Origin of the sequence: Erwinia artemisiae (assembly GCF_051400835.1) — a bacterium.
Lineage (GTDB): Bacteria > Pseudomonadota > Gammaproteobacteria > Enterobacterales > Enterobacteriaceae > Erwinia > Erwinia aeris.
Genome location: NZ_JBLFFM010000002.1, coordinates 379,409 through 397,310 on the forward strand (window position 1 = coordinate 379,409; position 17,902 = coordinate 397,310).

The window sequence follows — 17,902 nt, forward strand, 5'->3', positions numbered from 1 at the left end:
TTACACACCCCACACAACGACGGTTCCATAAATCGCATAGACAAACAGCACTACCACAATCGCCATCTGCAACAGCAGACGCGTCGCCAGATGTTTGATGTAGTCTGTCAGCACCTGCCACATCCCTATCCAGCCATGCATCAGAATGGAGAACAGCGTCAGCAGCGTGAACACTTTCGTTACGGAGGAGGCAAAAAAACCGCGCCAGATGTCGTAAGTCAGCGTGTCCGTCATTACGATAAAGCCGAGGATGTAAAGGATGTAGAGCGTCATCACAATAGATGTGGCGCGCACCAGCAGCCAGTCGTGAACGCCGTTGCGTCCTAATGCGGAAGCGTTGCTTAACATACGAGGACTCCAGCCAGAATTGAAAGCACGACGGTGATACCAAAGCAGATTTGCGCCGAACGCGTTCCCACCACCTGCGTCTCTGCCAGGTAGCCAAAATCCATTAACATATGACGTATCCCGCCGACGGTATGGTACGCCAGCGCGGTGAGAATGCCCCACATGATGAATTTAACGAAGAAGCTTTGCATAACGGCAGACGCCTGCAAAAAGCCTTCGGGCGACGACAGCGACAGGCCCAATAACCAAAGCAGTATGCCCAAGGCAACAAACGTAATGACGCCGGACACGCGGTGGAGAATGGACGCGATTGCGGTAACGGGAAACCGGATCGTTGAGAGATCCAGGTTGACAGGTCTTTGTTTTTTCACGGTTTTGCCCACAGAGCCTTTCTTATTTTGCTTCCTCCGGTCCTGAAGGTGACAGCCAAATACATAAGCATTCGGACTGTGAACCGGCACCAAAACAGCAACATCCAGTGTTAATTGTGGCGCTAAAACGCTGGGTGGCTCCTGGTGTCAGGGTATTCCGGAGACCTGGCGGCAGTATAGGTCGATCACAATCTCATTACAATTCCCCTACAAACATCTTGGTGAAAAATAGATGGAACAGTGATCTCACTCACGTTTTTCACAAATTGTACAAATTTAATTATCTGATTTGACAAAACTTCAACATTTTTGTTACAAACTGAGCGCGAAAAGTTCTATGATGCACAAAAGTTATGGGGATACACTTTCCCCTAAGCACAAGTTATGTAACATTGGTGAGCTAAACTTATTAAGCATCAGGTTAACAAGTTACGACCATACCGAATCTTTAACAACTGCTAAACAAAGCCTGATTGTGCCCTTCCGGCCCATAGGCGCCGTCACTCTGTACCCTGCACGTAATAAGATGCCACAGAGTTGATACTGCTTACCCGCAGCGGTGGACATAACGGCGTTTCAGATGTCATAGATTCATCGACAAGGCGCTAAGGAGACTTAAATGGCTGATAAAAAAGCAACGCTTAACCTGCCCGGCGAAGACGCTATCGAACTCGACGTACTGAGCGGCACGCTAGGCCAGGAAGAGATCGATGTCCGTAGCCTCGGTTCTAAAGGTTATTTCACTTTTGACCCGGGCTTTACCTCCACCGCCTCTTGCGAATCCAAAATTACCTATATCGACGGCGACGAAGGCGTTCTGCTGCACCGTGGATACCCTATCGACCAGCTGGCGCTGCACTCTAACTACCTGGAAGTGTGCTATATCCTGCTGAATGGCGAAGCGCCAACCAAAGAGCAGTTTGAAGAGTTCAGCACTATCGTTACCCGCCACACCATGATCCACGAGCAGATCCACCATCTGTTCCGCGGCTTCCGTCGTGATTCCCATCCGATGGCGGTCATGTGCGGCGTAACCGGCGCGCTGGCGGCTTTCTATCACGATGCGATGGACGTGAATATCGAGCGTCACCGCGAAATCGCCGCTTTCCGTCTGCTGTCGAAAATGCCGACCGTGGCCGCCATGTGCTACAAGTATTCCATCGGCCAGCCGTTCGTCTATCCGCGCAACGACCTTTCCTATGCCGGTAACTTCCTGAACATGATGTTCTCTACGCCTTGCGAAGAGTACGTGGTCAACCCTGTGCTGGAACGCGCCATGGATCGTATTCTGATCCTGCACGCGGATCACGAGCAGAACGCCTCCACTTCTACCGTGCGTACAGCTGGTTCTTCCGGCGCTAACCCGTTCGCCTGTATCGCTGCGGGCATCGCTTCCCTGTGGGGACCGGCGCACGGCGGCGCCAACGAAGCCTGCCTGCGTATGCTGGAAGAGATCAAAACGGTTGAGCATATCCCGGAATTCCTGCGTCGTGCGAAAGACAAGAACGACTCTTTCCGCCTGATGGGCTTCGGCCATCGCGTGTATAAGAACTACGATCCGCGTGCCACGGTAATGCGTGAAACCTGTCACGAAGTGCTGAAAGAGCTGGGCATGAAGGATGACCTGCTGGAAGTGGCCATGGAGCTGGAGCATATTGCGCTGAACGACCCGTACTTTATCGAGCGCAAACTCTATCCGAACGTCGATTTCTATTCAGGCCTGATCCTGAAAGCGATGGGTATCCCTTCCTCTATGTTTACCGTTATCTTCGCCATGGCGCGTACGGTCGGCTGGATCGCCCACTGGAAAGAGATGCACGACGACGGCATTAAAATTGCCCGTCCGCGTCAGCTTTACACCGGCTACGATCAGCGCGATTTTAACTCGTTGACCAAATAAGGCTAACGTTGCTATGAGAAGCGCCGCAATGCGGCGCTTTTTTTATGTCTGACAGCCCGGACACCAGTAAAAAGGCCGTGAAGAGAGCGAGGTTTTCTCAATGATGCCACCGCAGCGCTCGCACGGTTTGCCCGCCCGATGAAAAACTTTAAAGCTGAACAGCGCGCCATGATGCTTGTTTTCTTTTGCCACGCCACGCGTCTGGTAAGAAAGCCGGGGGATGGCCAGCAGCGCTTCCGCCAGCTTGTCCAGCTGCGCCTCGTCTAAATCCTGTGCCTTATGCTGCGGCGCCAGACCGGCGTGCCAGAGGATCTCTACCCGCAGATAGTTGCCTAAACCCGCCAGGAAAGCCTGATCCAGCAGCAGGCCGCTGAACTGGCGCCGCCGGAAGCGCGGTGACAGCAGGCGCGCCTTGACCTCTTCCACCGTCAGCGTCATATCCAGCACGTCCGGGCCGACGCGCAGCAAAAAAGGATGGGCGGCCAGCGTATCCTGCGTCAGCAGTTCAATATCAGAGGCGCTATACAGCAGCAGCGTTTTATCTTCTGCCGCCAGCTTCACGCGCAGCACCCGATTGCTTTGCGGCTCGGTGCCGCTTTTAATCACGCGCCAGACGCCGTAAAGCTGGTTATGGCTGTAGAGGATCAATCCGTTGGAGAAATGCGTCAGTATCGCTTTGCCGCGCGTTTCGATCGCCTCTACCCTTTCGCCAATCAGCGAGGATTCGTAGGTTTTCAGTTGGGGAAAAGCAAACCAGACGTCGGTCAGCGTTTTACCCTTGATGGCTTTTTCCAGCTTGTCCGCCGCGCGGCGGATCTCAGGCCCTTCCGGCATGGTGCCTCCTTGTTATTGTGTGGCGCCGCCTTCCAGCTTTTTGTCCTCTTCCACGGTCAGCGCGATACTCAGCGCCATCTCCAGCGCCAGCACCACCGTCTGAAGCGGCATACTGGCCGCGCCCGGATGCCTTACCGCCTGCTGCGGCAAATACGGCACGTGGATAAACCCACCGCGACCGCCCTGCTGCGCCTGGCGATGCAGCAAACCGTAAAGCACATGATTGCAAACGAAAGTCCCGGCCGTTTGGGATACCGCCGCGGGGATATCCGCCTCGCGGATACCTTCGACGATCGCCTTAATCGGCAGCGTGGCGAAATAAGCGGCCGGGCCGTCCGCAACGATGCGTTCATCAATCGGCTGTCTGCCCGCATTATCGGGAATACGCGCGTCGTCAATATTAATTGCCACGCGCTCGACCGTGATATTGGGCCGCCCGTTCGCCTGGCCGACCACGATCACCAGCTCCGGCTCCAGCTCATCCATCGCGTCGTTTAATACCTGAAGCGATTCACCAAATACGCAAGGCAGCTGTTTCGCCACCACGTGCGCGCCGCAGATCATTCTTTCATGCAGCTGGCTGACCGCTTCCCAGGAGGCGTTGACCAGCTCGCCCTCGAATGGCTCAAACGCCGCCATTAATACTGTTTTCATTGCCGCCTCACCGAAACATCAGAAACCAGAGAAGAAAAATATTGGTTATTAACAATAGCACGCCGGTCGGTATCTGAGCCTTGATCACCGCATTACGATCGGGCAGCTCCAACAGCCGGGCGGGTACGATATTGAAGTTGGCGGCCATTGGCGTCATCAGCGAGCCGCAATAGCCGGAGAACATGCCGATCGCCGCCATCACGGCCGGGTTGCCGTGGTGCTGCAAGACCAGGATCGGGATGCCGATACCGGCAGTGACGATAGGGAAAGCCGCAAAGGCGTTGCCCATAATCATGGTCAGCAGCGCCATGCCTGTAGCGTAGGCCGCTACGGCGATAAAACGGTTGTCCACGGCAAGGTAAGTTTCCGTCAGATGCGCAATCGCCGTGCCCACCCCGGCGGTGGTAAACAGCAGGCCCAGCGTGGCGAGGATCTGCGGCAGAATAAAGGCCCAGCCGATAGCATCAAGCAGGCGGCGCGCTTCCTGTACGGACTGCGCGGGCGCTTCATGCGTCATTTTCAGCGCGATCAGCCAGCCCACCACGCAGCCAACCATCATAGAGAAAAGCGTGACCAGCGTGGCCTGATTGCCTTCCCCAAACAGCGCTACCCGTGCGCCCGGCAAATTATTAAACAGCAGCACGCCGACAACCGTAACCACCGGGATGGCCAGCGCAGGCAGAAACAGCCGGTTGCGCAGGCGTTTGGCGCTCGCCTCGCGCTCCTGATGGCTGCGCTGATGGTAGGAGCCCAGCTTTACGCCGCCCAGACCGGCAATCAGCGCCATAATCACCACCACCACGCCGATAGCAATATGGAGCGAACGCGCGCCGAACCATGCCGATGCCCCGTCGCTGACCAGAAAAACCAGGCCGTAGAGCGCCCAGAACAGGCCGGTAGTCAGACGACGCGGATTAGCTTTGTCTCGCCAGGACATCACGGCGACCACCAGCAGGATCAAACCCGCCAGCCAGTAAAGATACTGTTGCTGAAACATCAGCGCCCTCCTTTGGCTTTCTGCGCCTGCGCATTCAGCGCGGCAAGCTCTGCCGCCAGGGTTTTATCCAGGCGACGCAGGCGAAAGGCGTGGATCAGAAAAGCGCAAACGGCGGTCGGGATGCCCCAGAGCGCTATCTGTAGCGGATCGGTCTGGATGCCCGCCGACTGCTGCATAAAATTATGCATAAAGATGATGGCGCCAAAAGCGACAAAGATATCCTCGCCGAAAAACAGCCCGACGTTATCGGTCGCCGCCGCCATAGCGCGCAGGCGATGACGCACTTCCGGCGGCAGCTCACCGTAACGATTTTCGGTAGCGCCTTCCGCCATCGGCGCCAGCAGCGGACGCACCATTTGCGGATGGCCGCCCAGGCTGGTCAGCCCCATCGCCGCCGTCAGCTCACGCACCAGCAGGTAGACAATAAGCAATCTTCCCGCCGTAGCGCTTTTGATCTGCGCAATCCAGGCCTGGGCGCGCTCTTTCAGCCCGTGGCGCTCCAGCAGGCCTATCACCACTAAAGGCAACAGCAGGATCAGCGGCAGGTTGCGGGTATTGAGAAAGCCAGAGCCCAGTTTTTCCAGAATATCGCCGATCGGCATTTTTGCCGCCAGCCCGGTGATTAAACCGGCGGCCAGCACCACCAGCACCGGGTTAAAGCGCAGTAGAAAACCAACCACGATGGCAGCGATGCCGGCCAGCGGCCAGAGATTAACGACAGGATCCATTTATCCTCCTGATAAAGGCTGAAGCTTCCCGCTGCGTGCAGGAGCAATAAGGGAGACGGCCAGGCAAGCGGGCCGTCCGTAGCGATACGTCAGCCGTAGCTGACTGCAATATCTCGTGCGGCGAACGCCTCACGGAGCTGGCGGGCAAAGGCCAGCGCATGGGCACCGTCGCCGTGCAGGCATACGGTTTGGGCATTGACGCTGACCCATTCGCCGCTGACGGCCCGCACTTTCCCCCGCTGCACCATCGCGAGCGTTTGTGCAATAGCCTGCTCGTCGCTCTCTATCAGCGCGCCGGGCTGCGAGCGAGGCACCAGCGAACCGTCCGCCTGATAGCCGCGATCGGCAAAAACCTCCTCTCTGGTGGTCAGGCCCGCTGATTTAGCGGCGCGAACAGATTCGCTGCCCGCCAGCCCCACCAGGATCAGGTGCGGATCGGCAGCCCTGACCGCCTGCGCGATAGCTTCCGCCAGCGAGGCGTCCTCAGCGGCCTGGTTGTAAAGCATCCCGTGCGGCTTCACGTGCGTTACCTTGCCACCTTCGCTGCGGGCAATAGCCTGGAGCGCGCCAATCTGATAAAGCGTCTGCGCATAAACCGTTTCAGCAGGCAGTGCCATACGCGTGCGGCCAAAGTTTTCGCGATCGGGAAAGCCGGGATGCGCCCCAATCGCCACGCCATACTCCAGCGCCCAGCGCACGCACTGCCGCATGGTTTCCGCGTCGCCCGCGTGAAAACCACAGGCGATATTGGCCGAGGAAACCAGCTGTAATAAGGCGCGATCGTTGCCGCAGCCCTCACCCAAATCGGCGTTTAAATCAATTTTCATGCGCTAATCCCCATGCCATTTGTTCCAGTACCCGATCGCGCTCGCGCTTCGCCTGCAGCGCTTCTTCCAGTGTGCAGTGCACAAAATGGATCGGCTCGCCCAGACGGATCTGCGCCAGATGATAGAGATCGGCTTCAATCACGCAGGCGATACGCGGGTAGCCGCCGGTGGTTTGCGCATCCGCCATCAGCACAATCGGCTGGCCGTTAGGCGGCACCTGCACCACGCCGGGGATCAGCCCGTGCGACAGCATATCGCGCCCGGCTTCGCGCACCAGCGCGCGGCCCTGTAAGCGATAGCCCATACGGTTGCTCTGCGGGCTGAGCTGCCATCCCGTCCGCCAGAACAGCTCCCGGCTTTCGCGGCTGAATTCGTGGTATTCCGGGCCGGCCATCGCGCGAACGCGGTTGCCAAACAGCAGCTGGCGCACGCCCGCCGGTTTGCTGAATGTGCGCGCGGGTTCGCCCAGCGGCAGCCTGTCGCCGTCTTCAATCTGCCGTCCCGCAAAGCCGCCCAGGCCCGTTTTCAAATCGGTGCTGCAGGAGCCGAGCACGGGCACGGCGGCAAAACCGCCAGCCAGCGCCAGGTAGCTGCGCATCCCGCGCTGCGGCATTTTCAACGTCAGGCGCGATCCTTTGCGTACGGCGAGGCGCCAGCCCGTCCACACCGGTTTGCCGTCCAGCTCGGCGCTACAGCCCGCGCCCGTCAGCGCCATCCAGCCGTCCCGGGTAAACTCCGCGCAGAACTGGCCGAGCGTAATTTCCAGCACCGGGCTGTTCTGCTCATTGCCGACCAGCAGGTTGGCCGTCGCCATTGCCGGATAGTCCAGCGCGCCGCCGCTGCTGACGCCGAACTGACGCCAGCCGATACGGCCTGCGTCCTGTAAGGTGGTACTCATGCCAGCCCGAATAATATTCAGCACAGGCCCTCCTTTTGCGGAATAAAGCGTACCTGGTCGCCGGGACGTAAAAGCGTCGGCGGCTGCTGTTCAGGCGTAAACAGAGCGATACTCGTCTGGCCAATTAGCTGCCAGCCGCCCGGCGCGGCAAGCGGATAAACGCCCGTCTGGCTACCGCCGATGCCCACGGATCCGGCCGGCACCTTCAGGCGCGGCTCCGCCCGCCGGGGCGTATGCAGCCGCTCGTCCAGGCCCGCCAGGTAAGGGAAACCGGGCTGGAAGCCGATAAAATAAACGGTATAGCGCCCCGCCGCGTGGGCTTCCACCACCTGCTGCGGCGTCAGTCCGCTTTGACGCGCCACCTCGTCCAGATCCGGCCCTGCTGCGCCGCCGTAGATAACGGGAATGGCGATATCCCGCGTTTCCAGCACCAGCGCTTCGCTTGTTTCCCACCAGCCCTGGAGCCACTCGATGGCGTCCAGCGCGTGCTGTTGCGGGTTGCTTAAAATCACCGTGATATTGTTCATGCCGGGAATGACTTCCGTGACTTCCGGCCGGCCGGTCAGGCGCGCTGACAGGTCCCAGATACGCTGCTGGCTGCTGAGAGAGACAGGGGGTTCCAGCTCAAGCACTACCGCGCGCTCACCTGAAAGGTAACAACGTGCTCGTTGCAAAACACTCTCCCGGCCCGTTGATAAGGCCACCGTTTTCCAGAAAGAAGAAACAGTTATGCGGAAATGTCAGAGAAGTGTCAATAATCGATTAGCCAGGCGCGACACAGTGGCTACTATTACGGTTTCTGCATAAAGGAGGTAGCGATGAGCACGACATTCAAAATTCATTACGAACATCAGGCCGAAGGCCATCTGCATTCCGAAGAAGTGCTGTTGGAAAGCGAGGGCGAACCGACAGAGGAAGCCGTACAGGACGCGGTGCGCCAGGATATTGCGAAGCATCACGGCGCGGCAGAGTTTACGGTGATCTCAGTCGCGCCCTACCCTTAAGCGTGCGTTGAGGTTAACAGGCGGCCACCGGGGCCGCCTGTCTGCTGTCAGGCGGGGTTGTCGATATCGATAAAGGTGACGTCCAGGCCATGCTGTGCCGCCAGCCATTCACCCAGCGCCTTGATACCGCCGCGCTCGGTAGCATGATGTCCGGCCGCAAAAAAGTGCAGGCCCTGCTCGCGCGCGCTGTGAATGGTTTGCTCGGAAACCTCGCCGGAGATAAACGCGTCCACGCCGAATGCCGCCGCCGCGTCGATAAAACCCTGGCCGCCGCCGGAGCACCACGCCACTTTGCGGATCAGCGCTGGCGCGTTATCGCCGCAGTGCAGCGGGTCGCGATGCAGGGTCTGGCCAATGCGTGCGGCAAGCTGCTCGCCCGTCAGCGGCTCCTGCAGCTCGCCCCAGAACACCAGCGGCATCACTTCGCCTTTGACCTCAATCCCAAACAGTTTCGCCAGCTGCGCGTTATTGCCCAGCTCGGGATGCGCGTCCAGCGGCAGATGCCAGCCGTAAAGGTTGATATCGTTCGCCAGCAGCGTTTTCAGCCGGTTGCGCTTCATGCCCTTAATCACCGGCGCTTCGCTTTTCCAGAAATAGCCGTGATGCACCAGCACCGCGTCCGCCTGTAAACGTACGGCCTCATCCAGTAGCGCCTGACAGGCGGTCACGCCGGTAACGATTTTCTGTACCTGCTCGCGCCCTTCTACCTGAAGACCGTTCGGCGCATAGTCGCTGAAGCTCGCGGTATTCAGCTGCTGGTTAACGATGTTTTCTAATTCACTGTTTTGCATAGGGCGTACACTCTTTTGCCGTTCTCAATGCGGCTACTTTAACAGAGGGCGGCAAAACGCGCGGCTATTTCCTTGCCGCCTCGTAGGCCGCCAGCGCACGTTTGCGGGCCTCTTTGTGGTCAACGATGGGGTGAGGATAATCGAGCTGAACGCCGTTTTTCCGCGCCCATTCATGCGGCTGGTGAATATGCTGAACGGGCACCGCCTTCAGTTCCGGTAGCCATTGCCGAATGAATTCGCCTTTTTTATCAAAACGTTCGCCCTGCGTAGTGGGATTGAAGATGCGAAAGTAAGGCGCCGCGTCGTTGCCGCTGGAAGCGGCCCACTGCCAGCCGCCATTGTTCGCCGCCAGATCGCCGTCGATCAGCTGTGACATAAAATAGCGTTCGCCGATCCGCCAGTCGATCAGCAGATCTTTAATCAGGAAGCTGGCGGTAATCATCCGCAGGCGATTATGCATCCAGCCAAGACTGTTCAGCTGCCGCATAGCGGCATCCACTATCGGATAACCGGTTTTGCCCTGCTGCCAGGCGGCCAGCTGGTCATCATTGCGCTGCCATTGCACCTTTTTTGTCCAGCTGATAAAGGGCTGATGTTTGCACAGCGCGGGCCAGGCGACAATCAGGTGCCGGTAGAACTCGCGCCAGATAAGCTCGTTAAACCAGCTGAATATTTTGTCGTTTTCTAACGCGTCGGGATGCTCGCGCAGCAGGCGATGCAGGCACTGGCGCGGCGACAGCACCCCGGTAACCAGATAAACGGACAGGCGGCTTGTGCCGTCAATGGCCGGCGTGTCTCGCCTGGCCGCATACTCCGCGACCGGCTGCTGACAGAACTCGCGCAGACGTTGGATAGCCGTTTTCTCCCCTACGGGAAAAAGGTCGGTATTAAAATCTTCCTGCGGATAATCAAATGGTTCCAGAGCGGGTAGTTTTTCCAGCGGCGCCTGAGCGCGCGGTTTGGGCGCGGGCGCGCATTCCGGCATCCCTTCATGCAGTCGGCGAACAAAAGCTTTGCTGAATGGCGTAAAGACTTTAAACATTTCCCGATTGCCTGTCAGCACGCTGCCGGGCGGCAGCAGACCGTCATCGAAGCCCTGCACAACTATATCCAGCTCGCTCAGTTCGCGTTCCGCTTGCGCATCGCGCTGGCGCTCGTTGACTTCGTGCTGATAGTTATAAAACAGGCTGTCGACATGATGCTCACGGCAGAAATCTTTCAGCGCTTCAACGGAGGCGGAAAAATCATCGCGCTGTAAATAGTGCAGCGGGATGCCTTTTTCTGCCAAAGCGCCCTGGACATCGTGCAGGCTTTGATAAATAAAAGCGGCCTGCTTCGGTGACATATCATGCGATTGCCACTGTTTTGGCGTGGCAATATAGAGGACGAGCACTTCTGCATTAACCTCGCTGCAGGCTGCATAAAGCGCGTAATTATCGTGGATGCGCAGATCGTTGCGCATCCAGACCAGATGGGTGGCCATAGCTTTCCCTGTAATTAATGGCCGTAACGCAGGCGAAGCGCTTCCGGATAAGGCTCAAAATAGCGTTGCTGGGTAAGGTAAGGATCGGGATATTCCAACATATAGTGTTTGAGCAGCGTCATCGGTGCCAGCAGCGGTTGTAAGCCCTGACGATAGTGATCGATCAGCGAGGTCAGCTCCTCGCGCTGTTTGGCGTTCAGCTGCGGTCGGAAATAGCCCTGTACGTGCATCATCACATTAGTGTGGTTGCCGCGCGTGGCTTTATGCTTCAGCAGATCCATCAGGCGCTGACGATACTCAAAAGCAAAGGCTTCCAGTGAAGGCCACTGCTCAATAGCCGCCACAAAGCGACCAATCTCGCGATATTCCGGCTGTGAATGCGCCAGCAGCGTTAGCTTATAGCGGCTGTGAAAGGCAATAAGCTTGCCGCGCGTCAGGCCGCTGCGCCACAGCTGGTTAAATTCATGCAGCGTGTAAATGCGCTCAACAAAGTTCTCGCGCAGCACGGGATCGTGCAGCCTGCCGTCTTCTTCGACCGGCAGCCACGGCATTTGCTTCATCAGTTCACGCGTAAAGATGCCAACGCCTTCTTTACGGTTGTTGTTATTTTCTGGCTGGTAGACGCGCACCCGCTCCATGCCGCAGCTGGGCGATTTGGCGCAGACGATGTAGCCGCAAAGGTGATGCAGGCTGGCGATTTTTTTCTCGGAAAAGCTTTGCATTTCCTGGGTCAGCGGATCGCCTTTCCCGTTGCTGAAGCAAAGCTCAACGCTATTTTCGGCCGTTTCGGTCAGGCGCAGGGCCGGACGCGGCGTGGGCAGACCAATCGCCATTTCCGGGCAAACCGGTTCATAACGCATAAAAGGCGCCAGATCTTCGGCGGCAAAGGCGCAACGTTTGTGGCCGCCATCAAAGCGGACACTGTCGCCAAGCAGGCAGGCGCTGATGCCTACCGGAATTTTCTCACTCATACCTTTCTCCCCTTCGCTACTTTCATCATTAAGTGTAGCGGTTAAATCTGTACAAGACAAAATAAGTTGTACAACTTTATGGAAAGAATTGCTACCGGTGATTTATCGAAAAAAGGCCGGCCCACGAAAAACCTTACGGAACAAGGCAAAGCGGCAGGAAGAAAAGAAAAATGCCCCTAAAACGGGGCATTAACAGCGGTCTGAAGGCGGTGGAAAGATAAGAAGCATGCCCCGAAACCGGAGCATTAAGAAAAATCTAAAGCATGAGGATAAGGCGGCGTTAAAGCATGCGGGCGCGATTAATAAAAATCGGCAGCGGCCCTTTCCGCCTGCGCCAGCCACACGGGCTGCGTACTGGTTTTGCACCAGCAGCGATGCAGGTAGCTGTAAAAGCGCGAGCGGTCGCGATAAAAAAGCATAAAAGGCAGCGCGACAACACCGACCGCAAGCGTTGCCAGCCGACGCAGTAGAAGATGAGGCAGCGAGTATTGATGATAGAGATTCATACGCCCTCCGGAAAAGTAAAAGTCTGGCTAAAATAATACCGATCTGGCGATATATTTACCACTCATCCGACCAGATTAAATTAAAAATTATCCGGGCAAAGGCAATAAGTTAAATTAAAGTTAATTTAAATTAAATAAATAACAACTGCGTTACATTGCATCTGTTTAAATATGGCCATAACCACCGCCCCGCGCCGTTGCAGCAAGCCTGTAGCCGCATGGCCACTGCCTGAAGGGGTTTAAGCAGTTTTGTACAGGGTAAATGCATTATTGTTCAACTGTTTAAGCTTGATGCTGTTTTATCACTGCGCCCTGTTTGTTGCAGCCACTCCCGGAACAGACGGCTTGGGTATACGAATAAGGGAAGTTCACAGCTTTAAAATCGGCTGAATTATTCGGGACATGCTGAAACAGGCAAAATTGGAATATAAAAAAGGCGCTAATAAATTAGCGCCTTTTATTTTCAGCCCTGATATCAGGCGTTTTTCAGTACTTCGCTAACAATTTCTACCGCTTCTTTTTCAATCTTCTCGCGGTGCTCGGCACCCAGGAAGCTTTCGCAATAGATTTTGTAGGCGTCTTCCGTACCGGACGGACGCGCTGCGAACCAGCCGTTCTCGGTCATCACCTTCAGGCCACCGATTGATGCGCCGTTGCCTGGCGCCGCCGTCAGGCGAGCGGTGATAGGATCGCCCGCCAGCGTATCGGCGCTGACCATTTCCGGCGACAGCTTCGACAGCGCCGCTTTTTGCGCGGAGGTCGCAGAAGCCTGCAGACGGTTATAGCTTGGTGCGCCAAAGCGCTCCGCCAGCTCGTTATAGTGCTGCTGCGGATTTTTACCGGTCACAGCGGTGATCTCGGCGGCCAGCAGGCACATGATGATACCGTCTTTGTCCGTTGACCAAGGCGTACCGTCAAAGCGCAGGAAGGAAGCGCCCGCGCTCTCTTCGCCGCCGAAGCCGAAACTGCCGTCGAACAGGCCATCAACGAACCATTTAAACCCTACCGGCACTTCCACCAGCTTACGGCCGATGTCGTTGACCACGCGGTCGATCATCGCGCTGGAGACCAGCGTTTTGCCGACGGCAACCTCTTTGCCCCACTGCGGACGGTGCTGGAACAGATAGTTAATAGCAACGGCCAGGTAGTGGTTAGGGTTCATCAGGCCCGCAGGCGTAACGATGCCGTGGCGGTCATAGTCCGGGTCGTTGGCAAACGCCAGATCGAACTTATCACGCAGCGCCAGCAGGCCCGCCATCGCGCTTTCGGATGAACAGTCCATACGGATCACGCCGTCTTTATCCAGGTGCATAAAGCGGAACGTCTGGTCGACCGAATCGTTAACGATAGTCAGATCCAGATTGTAATATTCCGCGATACGCTGCCAGTAGGCGATGCCGGAGCCGCCAAGCGGATCGACGCCGATTTTCAGGCCCGCTTTCTGAATAGCCGGAATATCGATGATCTGCGCCAGACCTTCGATATAAGGCTGGATCAGATCTTTTTCCTGCAGATGGCCGCTTGCCCAGGCTTCGTCCAGCGCCATGCGCTTAACATCTTTCAGGCCGTCTTTAATCAGCTGGTTAGCGCGATCTTCCACCACTTTAGTGACGTTAGTATCGGCCGGGCCACCGTTTGGCGGATTGTATTTGATGCCGCCATCTTCCGGCGGGTTATGCGAAGGCGTGATAACGATGCCGTCAGCCTGCGCGCCGCCCGCTTTGTTGTGCTCAAGGATAGCGTTAGAGATGGCAGGCGTCGGCGTGTAGCCGTTGTCCTGCTGTACAATCACATCCACGCCGTTCGCCGCCAGCACTTCCAGTACGGAAATAATCGCCGGTTCGGACAGCGCGTGCGTATCTTTACCCACGTAGCAAGGGCCGGTAACGCCGTTCTTTTTGCGCTCTTCCGCAATCGCCTGCGCGATAGCCAGAATGTGCGTCTCGTTGAAGCTCTGTCGGCCTGCGCTACCGCGATGGCCGGACGTGCCGAATTTCACCGCGTGTTCCGCGTTGCCTGTTTCCGGCTGCAGGACGTAATACTGCGAGGTCAATTGTGCAACGTTAATCAAATCGCTCTGCTGTGCTGGCTGCCCGGCACGGGGGTGACTGGCCATTGGCGCTTCTCCCTGACGCTGTGTTTAGAGTGTGCCGCAAACCTTGTCCGCCAGTTCCGTCGGGAACTGCATGGACGACATGATATGTTCAATCATGCTGCGTTTACGGCCTGTGTTGGTGTTGGTGATCACCCAATACGGCGTGCCGGGAATATGCTGCGGCTTGGTATGGGTGCCGTTCTGTACCAGGGTTTGCTGATTGCCTGCAAAGTAGACGCGCGTACGACCATGCAGTGACTCGGTCGCCGCGGCAAATGCTTTGGGATCCAGATTGTATAAAGTCGACAGGATCAGCATAAAACGGTTTACCGCTTTTTTCTGCTCCGCATACTCGTCCGACAGCAGCAGCTCGCGCACGGCGCGAACGCGATCCTGCGGGCGAGACGTCTCTTTCACCACGGTTTCCTGTACGCTGGCGACAGGCGCGGGCGCAGCCGTAACAGCAGGTGCCTTCGGCGCTGCCTGACCAGCAGAAAATTTCAGCATACGACGTAAAATGTCGGAGGCGCTTTCACCAATATGCTGAGTGTGGCTGGCGATATAACGGTAGAGCTCTTCGTCGACTTCAATAGTTTTCATCTTGATCCAGTACGATTATTGCTGATAAGAGCCGGTTAGCGACCTGTTTTACCCAGGCGCGGACGGACCAGCTCTAACACGAGGATTATAAAGTTAAATCCTGCCGGGTTGTAGCGCCAGCCCCAATTGCGGACAAAAGTCGGAATATGCCGTAAAAAGATCGGGTCTGTCGCGGCGGCAGAAAATCGCTGTTTTATGATAACCTAACCCCTCGTTTCCTCCGTAAGAAGTTTGCCATGAAATTGAATTTCCGCCTGCAATCTGAACAAACGACCGTTTCTGACGCGCCCGTGGTGCTTATTCACGGCCTTTTCGGCAACCTGGATAACCTTGGGGTGCTGGCGCGCGACCTGAAAGCGGATCGCCGCATTATTCAGGTGGACGTCCGAAATCATGGCCTTTCGCCGAGGTCGGATGAAATAAGCTATGCCGCAATGGCGCGCGACGTGCTGGAAACGCTGGATGAGCTTGATGCCGACCGGTTTGATATTATAGGCCATTCCATGGGCGGGAAAATCGCCATGACGCTGGCTTCCCTTGCCCCGGAACGCGTCGGGCAGCTGGTGGTTATCGATATTGCGCCGGTGGCCTACCGGGAACGCCATCACGACGCGATTTTCGCCGCGCTGGCCGCCGTCAGCGAAGCGGGCATTACCCGCCGGAGCGAAGCCGCCGCGCTGATGCGTCAGACCATAGAGGAAGAAGGCGTCATTCAGTTTCTGCTTAAATCGTTTCAGGACGGCGAATGGCGTTTCAACGTGCCGGCGCTCTGGCAGCACTACGATCGGATTATCGGCTGGGAAACGCTGCCCGCCTGGCCACATCCCACGCTGTTTATTCGGGGCGAACATTCGCCTTATCTACAGGAAGCGTATCGTGACGCGCTGCTGGCCCAGTTCCCTGCCGCCCGCGCCCACGTGATTACCGGCGCGGGTCACTGGGCGCATGCCGAGAAACCTGATGCCGTTTTGCGCGCCATCCGCCGTTTTTTTGCCCTGTGAAAACAAATGTTTCAGTAAAAGGCTAAATAATTGTCGTCGCGACTTTCGCTGGGGTATGATGGCGCGCTAAAATTTGTCGACGGCACCGGCCGCAAACGCTAACGGCTCAATCCATCAGAACTCCAGCCTTCAGTATCACGATTCTATGGCAAAAGAAAACACGGACCGCACCACGATCGATCTGTTCGCAGACGAGCGTCGACCGGGACGACCCAAAACCAATCCACTGGCACGTGATGAGCAGTTGCGCATTAACAAACGCAACCAGCTTAAGCGTGATAAAGTGCGCGGGCTGAAGCGCGTAGAACTGAAAATGAACAGTGACGCAGTTGACGCCCTGAACCAGCTCGCCGAGCAGCGTAATATGAGCCGCAGCGAACTGATAGAAGAGATGGTCATGGCGCAGTTAGCCAGGCCTGAGCGCTGAAGCACGCGCTACGGTAAAGCACAAAGCGACAAATGCAGGCGGATTAGCCGTTTATCCCCCTGTTGCTGTCTGCTATTATTGCCCTTAACATTTTCAGGCTAGCCGCCGCATATCATTAAGTTTCAAGAGGTTATTAAACTCATGGCAATCGTAGGCATTTTCTTTGGCAGCGATACGGGCAATACGGAAAACATTGCAAAAATGATCCAGAAGCAGCTCGGTAAAGAGGTGGCTGAAGTTCATGATATCGCTAAAAGCAGCAAAGAAGACCTTGAAGCCTTTGATATTTTGCTGCTGGGCATCCCGACCTGGTACTACGGTGAAGCGCAGTGCGACTGGGATGATTTCTTCCCTACGCTGGAAGAGATCGACTTCAACGGCAAGCTGGTCGCGCTGTTTGGCTGCGGCGATCAGGAAGATTACGCGGAATATTTCTGCGACGCGATGGGCACCATTCGCGACATTATCGAGCCTAACGGCGCGGTGATCGTCGGCCACTGGCCGACAGAAGGCTATGATTTCGAGGCCTCTAAAGGCCTGGCGGACGATACCCATTTCCTTGGCCTGGCCATTGATGAAGATCGCCAGCCGGAGCTGACCAACGAACGCGTTGAAAAGTGGGTCAAACAGATTTCTGACGAGCTTCAGCTCCAGGATATTCTCGAAGCGTGATAGCATTGGCCCGCTGTACGAATCCACAGCGGGCCAATGGTTTTTCCTATAGAAGTGATAGATACATATTTGTAACTTTTACCGTCAAAACGGTAGAATAGCACTGCTCCGCCTCCGCTTCTGCGGCGCCGAAAACCAGGCAGAGCGAACTGACAACCCAGCGTAAATGGGTGCTTGCTTTTCCGGACGTAACGACTTCTTATCCTTACATCCCCTGATGGTTTTGCATCTCCGCTGTGGTTTCTTCAAGGCATCGGTTCTATAATGAGACGCTCAGCTTTTGCGTCGACCGATGCTCACGGCTTCTCAGCCACTTAGTGACCAGCAAAGTAACAGGACAATATCCGCATGACTGACAATAACACCGCATTAAAGAAGGCCGGCCTGAAAGTCACGCTTCCTCGACTGAAAATTCTGGAAGTGCTTCAGGAACCAGAGTGCCATCACGTCAGTGCGGAAGATTTGTATAAACGCCTGATCGACATGGGCGAAGAGATTGGCCTGGCGACGGTTTACCGCGTTCTGAACCAGTTTGACGATGCGGGGATCGTGACCCGTCATAACTTCGAAGGCGGCAAGTCCGTGTTTGAACTGACCCAGCAGCAGCATCACGATCACCTGATCTGCCTGGACTGCGGCAAAGTAATCGAATTCAGCGACGAGTCTATTGAATCCCGCCAGCGTGATATTGCGACGAAGCACGGTATCAAACTCAGCAACCACAGCCTCTATCTTTACGGCCACTGCGCCACCGGCGACTGCCGTGAAGACGACACGCTGCACGATAAGTAATCG

At 56.4% G+C, this 17,902-nt stretch carries 21 protein-coding genes; 6 read left to right on the forward strand and 15 right to left on the reverse strand.

Features of this window, described 5'->3' with window-relative positions:
* Complete coding sequence (gene sdhD, locus ACMGEE_RS06365; protein ID WP_125288605.1) at positions 1-348, reverse strand: succinate dehydrogenase membrane anchor subunit; 348 nt, start codon at positions 346-348, stop codon at positions 1-3.
* Positions 342-731 carry a succinate dehydrogenase cytochrome b556 subunit gene (sdhC, locus tag ACMGEE_RS06370; RefSeq protein WP_253454881.1) on the reverse strand — a complete coding sequence of 130 codons (390 nt, stop codon included), beginning with the start codon at positions 729-731 and terminating at the stop codon, positions 342-344. The genes sdhD and sdhC overlap by 7 nt, the downstream gene beginning before the upstream one ends.
* Before the next feature lie 607 nt (positions 732-1,338).
* Here sdhC and ACMGEE_RS06375 point away from each other — a divergent pair.
* Entirely contained in the window at positions 1,339-2,619 is a 1,281-nt protein-coding gene (locus ACMGEE_RS06375) for a citrate synthase (RefSeq protein ID WP_253454882.1), read from the forward strand.
* A gap of 42 nt (positions 2,620-2,661) precedes the next feature.
* Here ACMGEE_RS06375 and nei read toward each other — a convergent pair whose 3' ends face one another.
* The 7 genes from nei to pxpB form a co-directional block, all read right to left on the reverse strand.
* A complete protein-coding gene (nei, locus tag ACMGEE_RS06380; RefSeq protein ID WP_369894981.1) occupies positions 2,662-3,453 on the reverse strand; it encodes an endonuclease VIII in 792 nt (263 codons plus the stop codon).
* 12 nt (positions 3,454-3,465) lie between these two features.
* Positions 3,466-4,107, reverse strand: coding sequence for a pyroglutamyl-peptidase I (gene pcp, locus ACMGEE_RS06385; protein WP_253454884.1), 642 nt, complete (start codon positions 4,105-4,107; stop codon positions 3,466-3,468).
* A 7-nt stretch (positions 4,108-4,114) separates the two neighbouring features.
* Positions 4,115-5,107, reverse strand: coding sequence for a DUF979 domain-containing protein (locus ACMGEE_RS06390; protein ID WP_301253179.1), 993 nt, complete (start codon positions 5,105-5,107; stop codon positions 4,115-4,117).
* A complete protein-coding gene (locus ACMGEE_RS06395) occupies positions 5,104-5,832 on the reverse strand; it encodes a DUF969 domain-containing protein (RefSeq protein WP_436829813.1) in 729 nt (242 codons plus the stop codon). Before ACMGEE_RS06395 ends, ACMGEE_RS06390 begins: the two co-directional genes overlap by 4 nt.
* Before the next feature lie 89 nt (positions 5,833-5,921).
* Positions 5,922-6,659 (reverse strand): 5-oxoprolinase subunit PxpA, encoded by a 738-nt coding sequence (pxpA, locus tag ACMGEE_RS06400; RefSeq protein WP_301729835.1) that lies wholly within the window; start codon positions 6,657-6,659, stop codon positions 5,922-5,924.
* Complete coding sequence (gene pxpC / locus ACMGEE_RS06405) at positions 6,649-7,581, reverse strand: 5-oxoprolinase subunit PxpC (RefSeq protein ID WP_253454887.1); 933 nt, start codon at positions 7,579-7,581, stop codon at positions 6,649-6,651. Before pxpC ends, pxpA begins: the two co-directional genes overlap by 11 nt.
* Positions 7,575-8,231 (reverse strand): 5-oxoprolinase subunit PxpB, encoded by a 657-nt coding sequence (pxpB, locus tag ACMGEE_RS06410; protein ID WP_436829814.1) that lies wholly within the window; start codon positions 8,229-8,231, stop codon positions 7,575-7,577. The genes pxpC and pxpB overlap by 7 nt, the downstream gene beginning before the upstream one ends.
* A 144-nt stretch (positions 8,232-8,375) precedes the next feature.
* On the opposite strand from pxpB, the gene ACMGEE_RS06415 reads away from it, so the two are divergent.
* Positions 8,376-8,561 carry a hypothetical protein gene (locus ACMGEE_RS06415; RefSeq protein WP_253454889.1) on the forward strand — a complete coding sequence of 62 codons (186 nt, stop codon included), beginning with the start codon at positions 8,376-8,378 and terminating at the stop codon, positions 8,559-8,561.
* 47 nt (positions 8,562-8,608) lie between these two features.
* Here the strand turns inward: ACMGEE_RS06415 and ACMGEE_RS06420 are convergent, their stop codons facing one another.
* The 6 genes from ACMGEE_RS06420 to seqA form a co-directional block, all read right to left on the reverse strand.
* Positions 8,609-9,352 carry a type 2 GTP cyclohydrolase I gene (locus ACMGEE_RS06420; RefSeq protein ID WP_301253158.1) on the reverse strand — a complete coding sequence of 248 codons (744 nt, stop codon included), beginning with the start codon at positions 9,350-9,352 and terminating at the stop codon, positions 8,609-8,611.
* Positions 9,353-9,416: 64 nt separating this feature from the next.
* Positions 9,417-10,835, reverse strand: coding sequence for a deoxyribodipyrimidine photo-lyase (phrB, locus tag ACMGEE_RS06425; RefSeq protein WP_436829815.1), 1,419 nt, complete (start codon positions 10,833-10,835; stop codon positions 9,417-9,419).
* Positions 10,836-10,849: 14 nt separating this feature from the next.
* Positions 10,850-11,806, reverse strand: a complete 957-nt coding sequence (locus ACMGEE_RS06430; protein WP_436829816.1) for a YbgA family protein — start codon at positions 11,804-11,806, stop codon at positions 10,850-10,852.
* A gap of 299 nt (positions 11,807-12,105) precedes the next feature.
* On the reverse strand, positions 12,106-12,312 hold the full coding sequence (locus ACMGEE_RS06435) for a DUF2517 family protein (RefSeq protein ID WP_253454893.1): 207 nt from the start codon (positions 12,310-12,312) through the stop codon (positions 12,106-12,108).
* Positions 12,313-12,787: 475 nt separating this feature from the next.
* A complete protein-coding gene (gene pgm, locus ACMGEE_RS06440; protein WP_253454894.1) occupies positions 12,788-14,428 on the reverse strand; it encodes a phosphoglucomutase (alpha-D-glucose-1,6-bisphosphate-dependent) in 1,641 nt (546 codons plus the stop codon).
* Positions 14,429-14,452: 24 nt separating this feature from the next.
* A complete protein-coding gene (gene seqA / locus ACMGEE_RS06445) occupies positions 14,453-15,007 on the reverse strand; it encodes a replication initiation negative regulator SeqA (RefSeq protein ID WP_253454895.1) in 555 nt (184 codons plus the stop codon).
* A 236-nt stretch (positions 15,008-15,243) separates the two neighbouring features.
* Between seqA and ybfF the strand changes: the two genes are divergently transcribed.
* The 4 genes from ybfF (at position 15,244) to fur (ending at position 17,899) form a co-directional block, all read left to right on the forward strand.
* Complete coding sequence (ybfF, locus tag ACMGEE_RS06450) at positions 15,244-16,008, forward strand: esterase (protein ID WP_253454896.1); 765 nt, start codon at positions 15,244-15,246, stop codon at positions 16,006-16,008.
* 145 nt (positions 16,009-16,153) lie between these two features.
* The gene (gene ybfE / locus ACMGEE_RS06455; protein WP_125288637.1) at positions 16,154-16,435 is read left to right on the forward strand and encodes a LexA regulated protein; all 282 of its coding nucleotides are present in this window, start codon (positions 16,154-16,156) and stop codon (positions 16,433-16,435) included.
* A gap of 141 nt (positions 16,436-16,576) precedes the next feature.
* On the forward strand, positions 16,577-17,107 hold the full coding sequence (gene fldA, locus ACMGEE_RS06460) for a flavodoxin FldA (RefSeq protein WP_125288585.1): 531 nt from the start codon (positions 16,577-16,579) through the stop codon (positions 17,105-17,107).
* 348 nt (positions 17,108-17,455) lie between these two features.
* Positions 17,456-17,899: a ferric iron uptake transcriptional regulator gene (gene fur, locus ACMGEE_RS06465; protein WP_253454897.1), complete on the forward strand. Its 444-nt coding sequence runs from the start codon at positions 17,456-17,458 to the stop codon at positions 17,897-17,899.
* Positions 17,900-17,902: the final 3 nt, after the last annotated feature.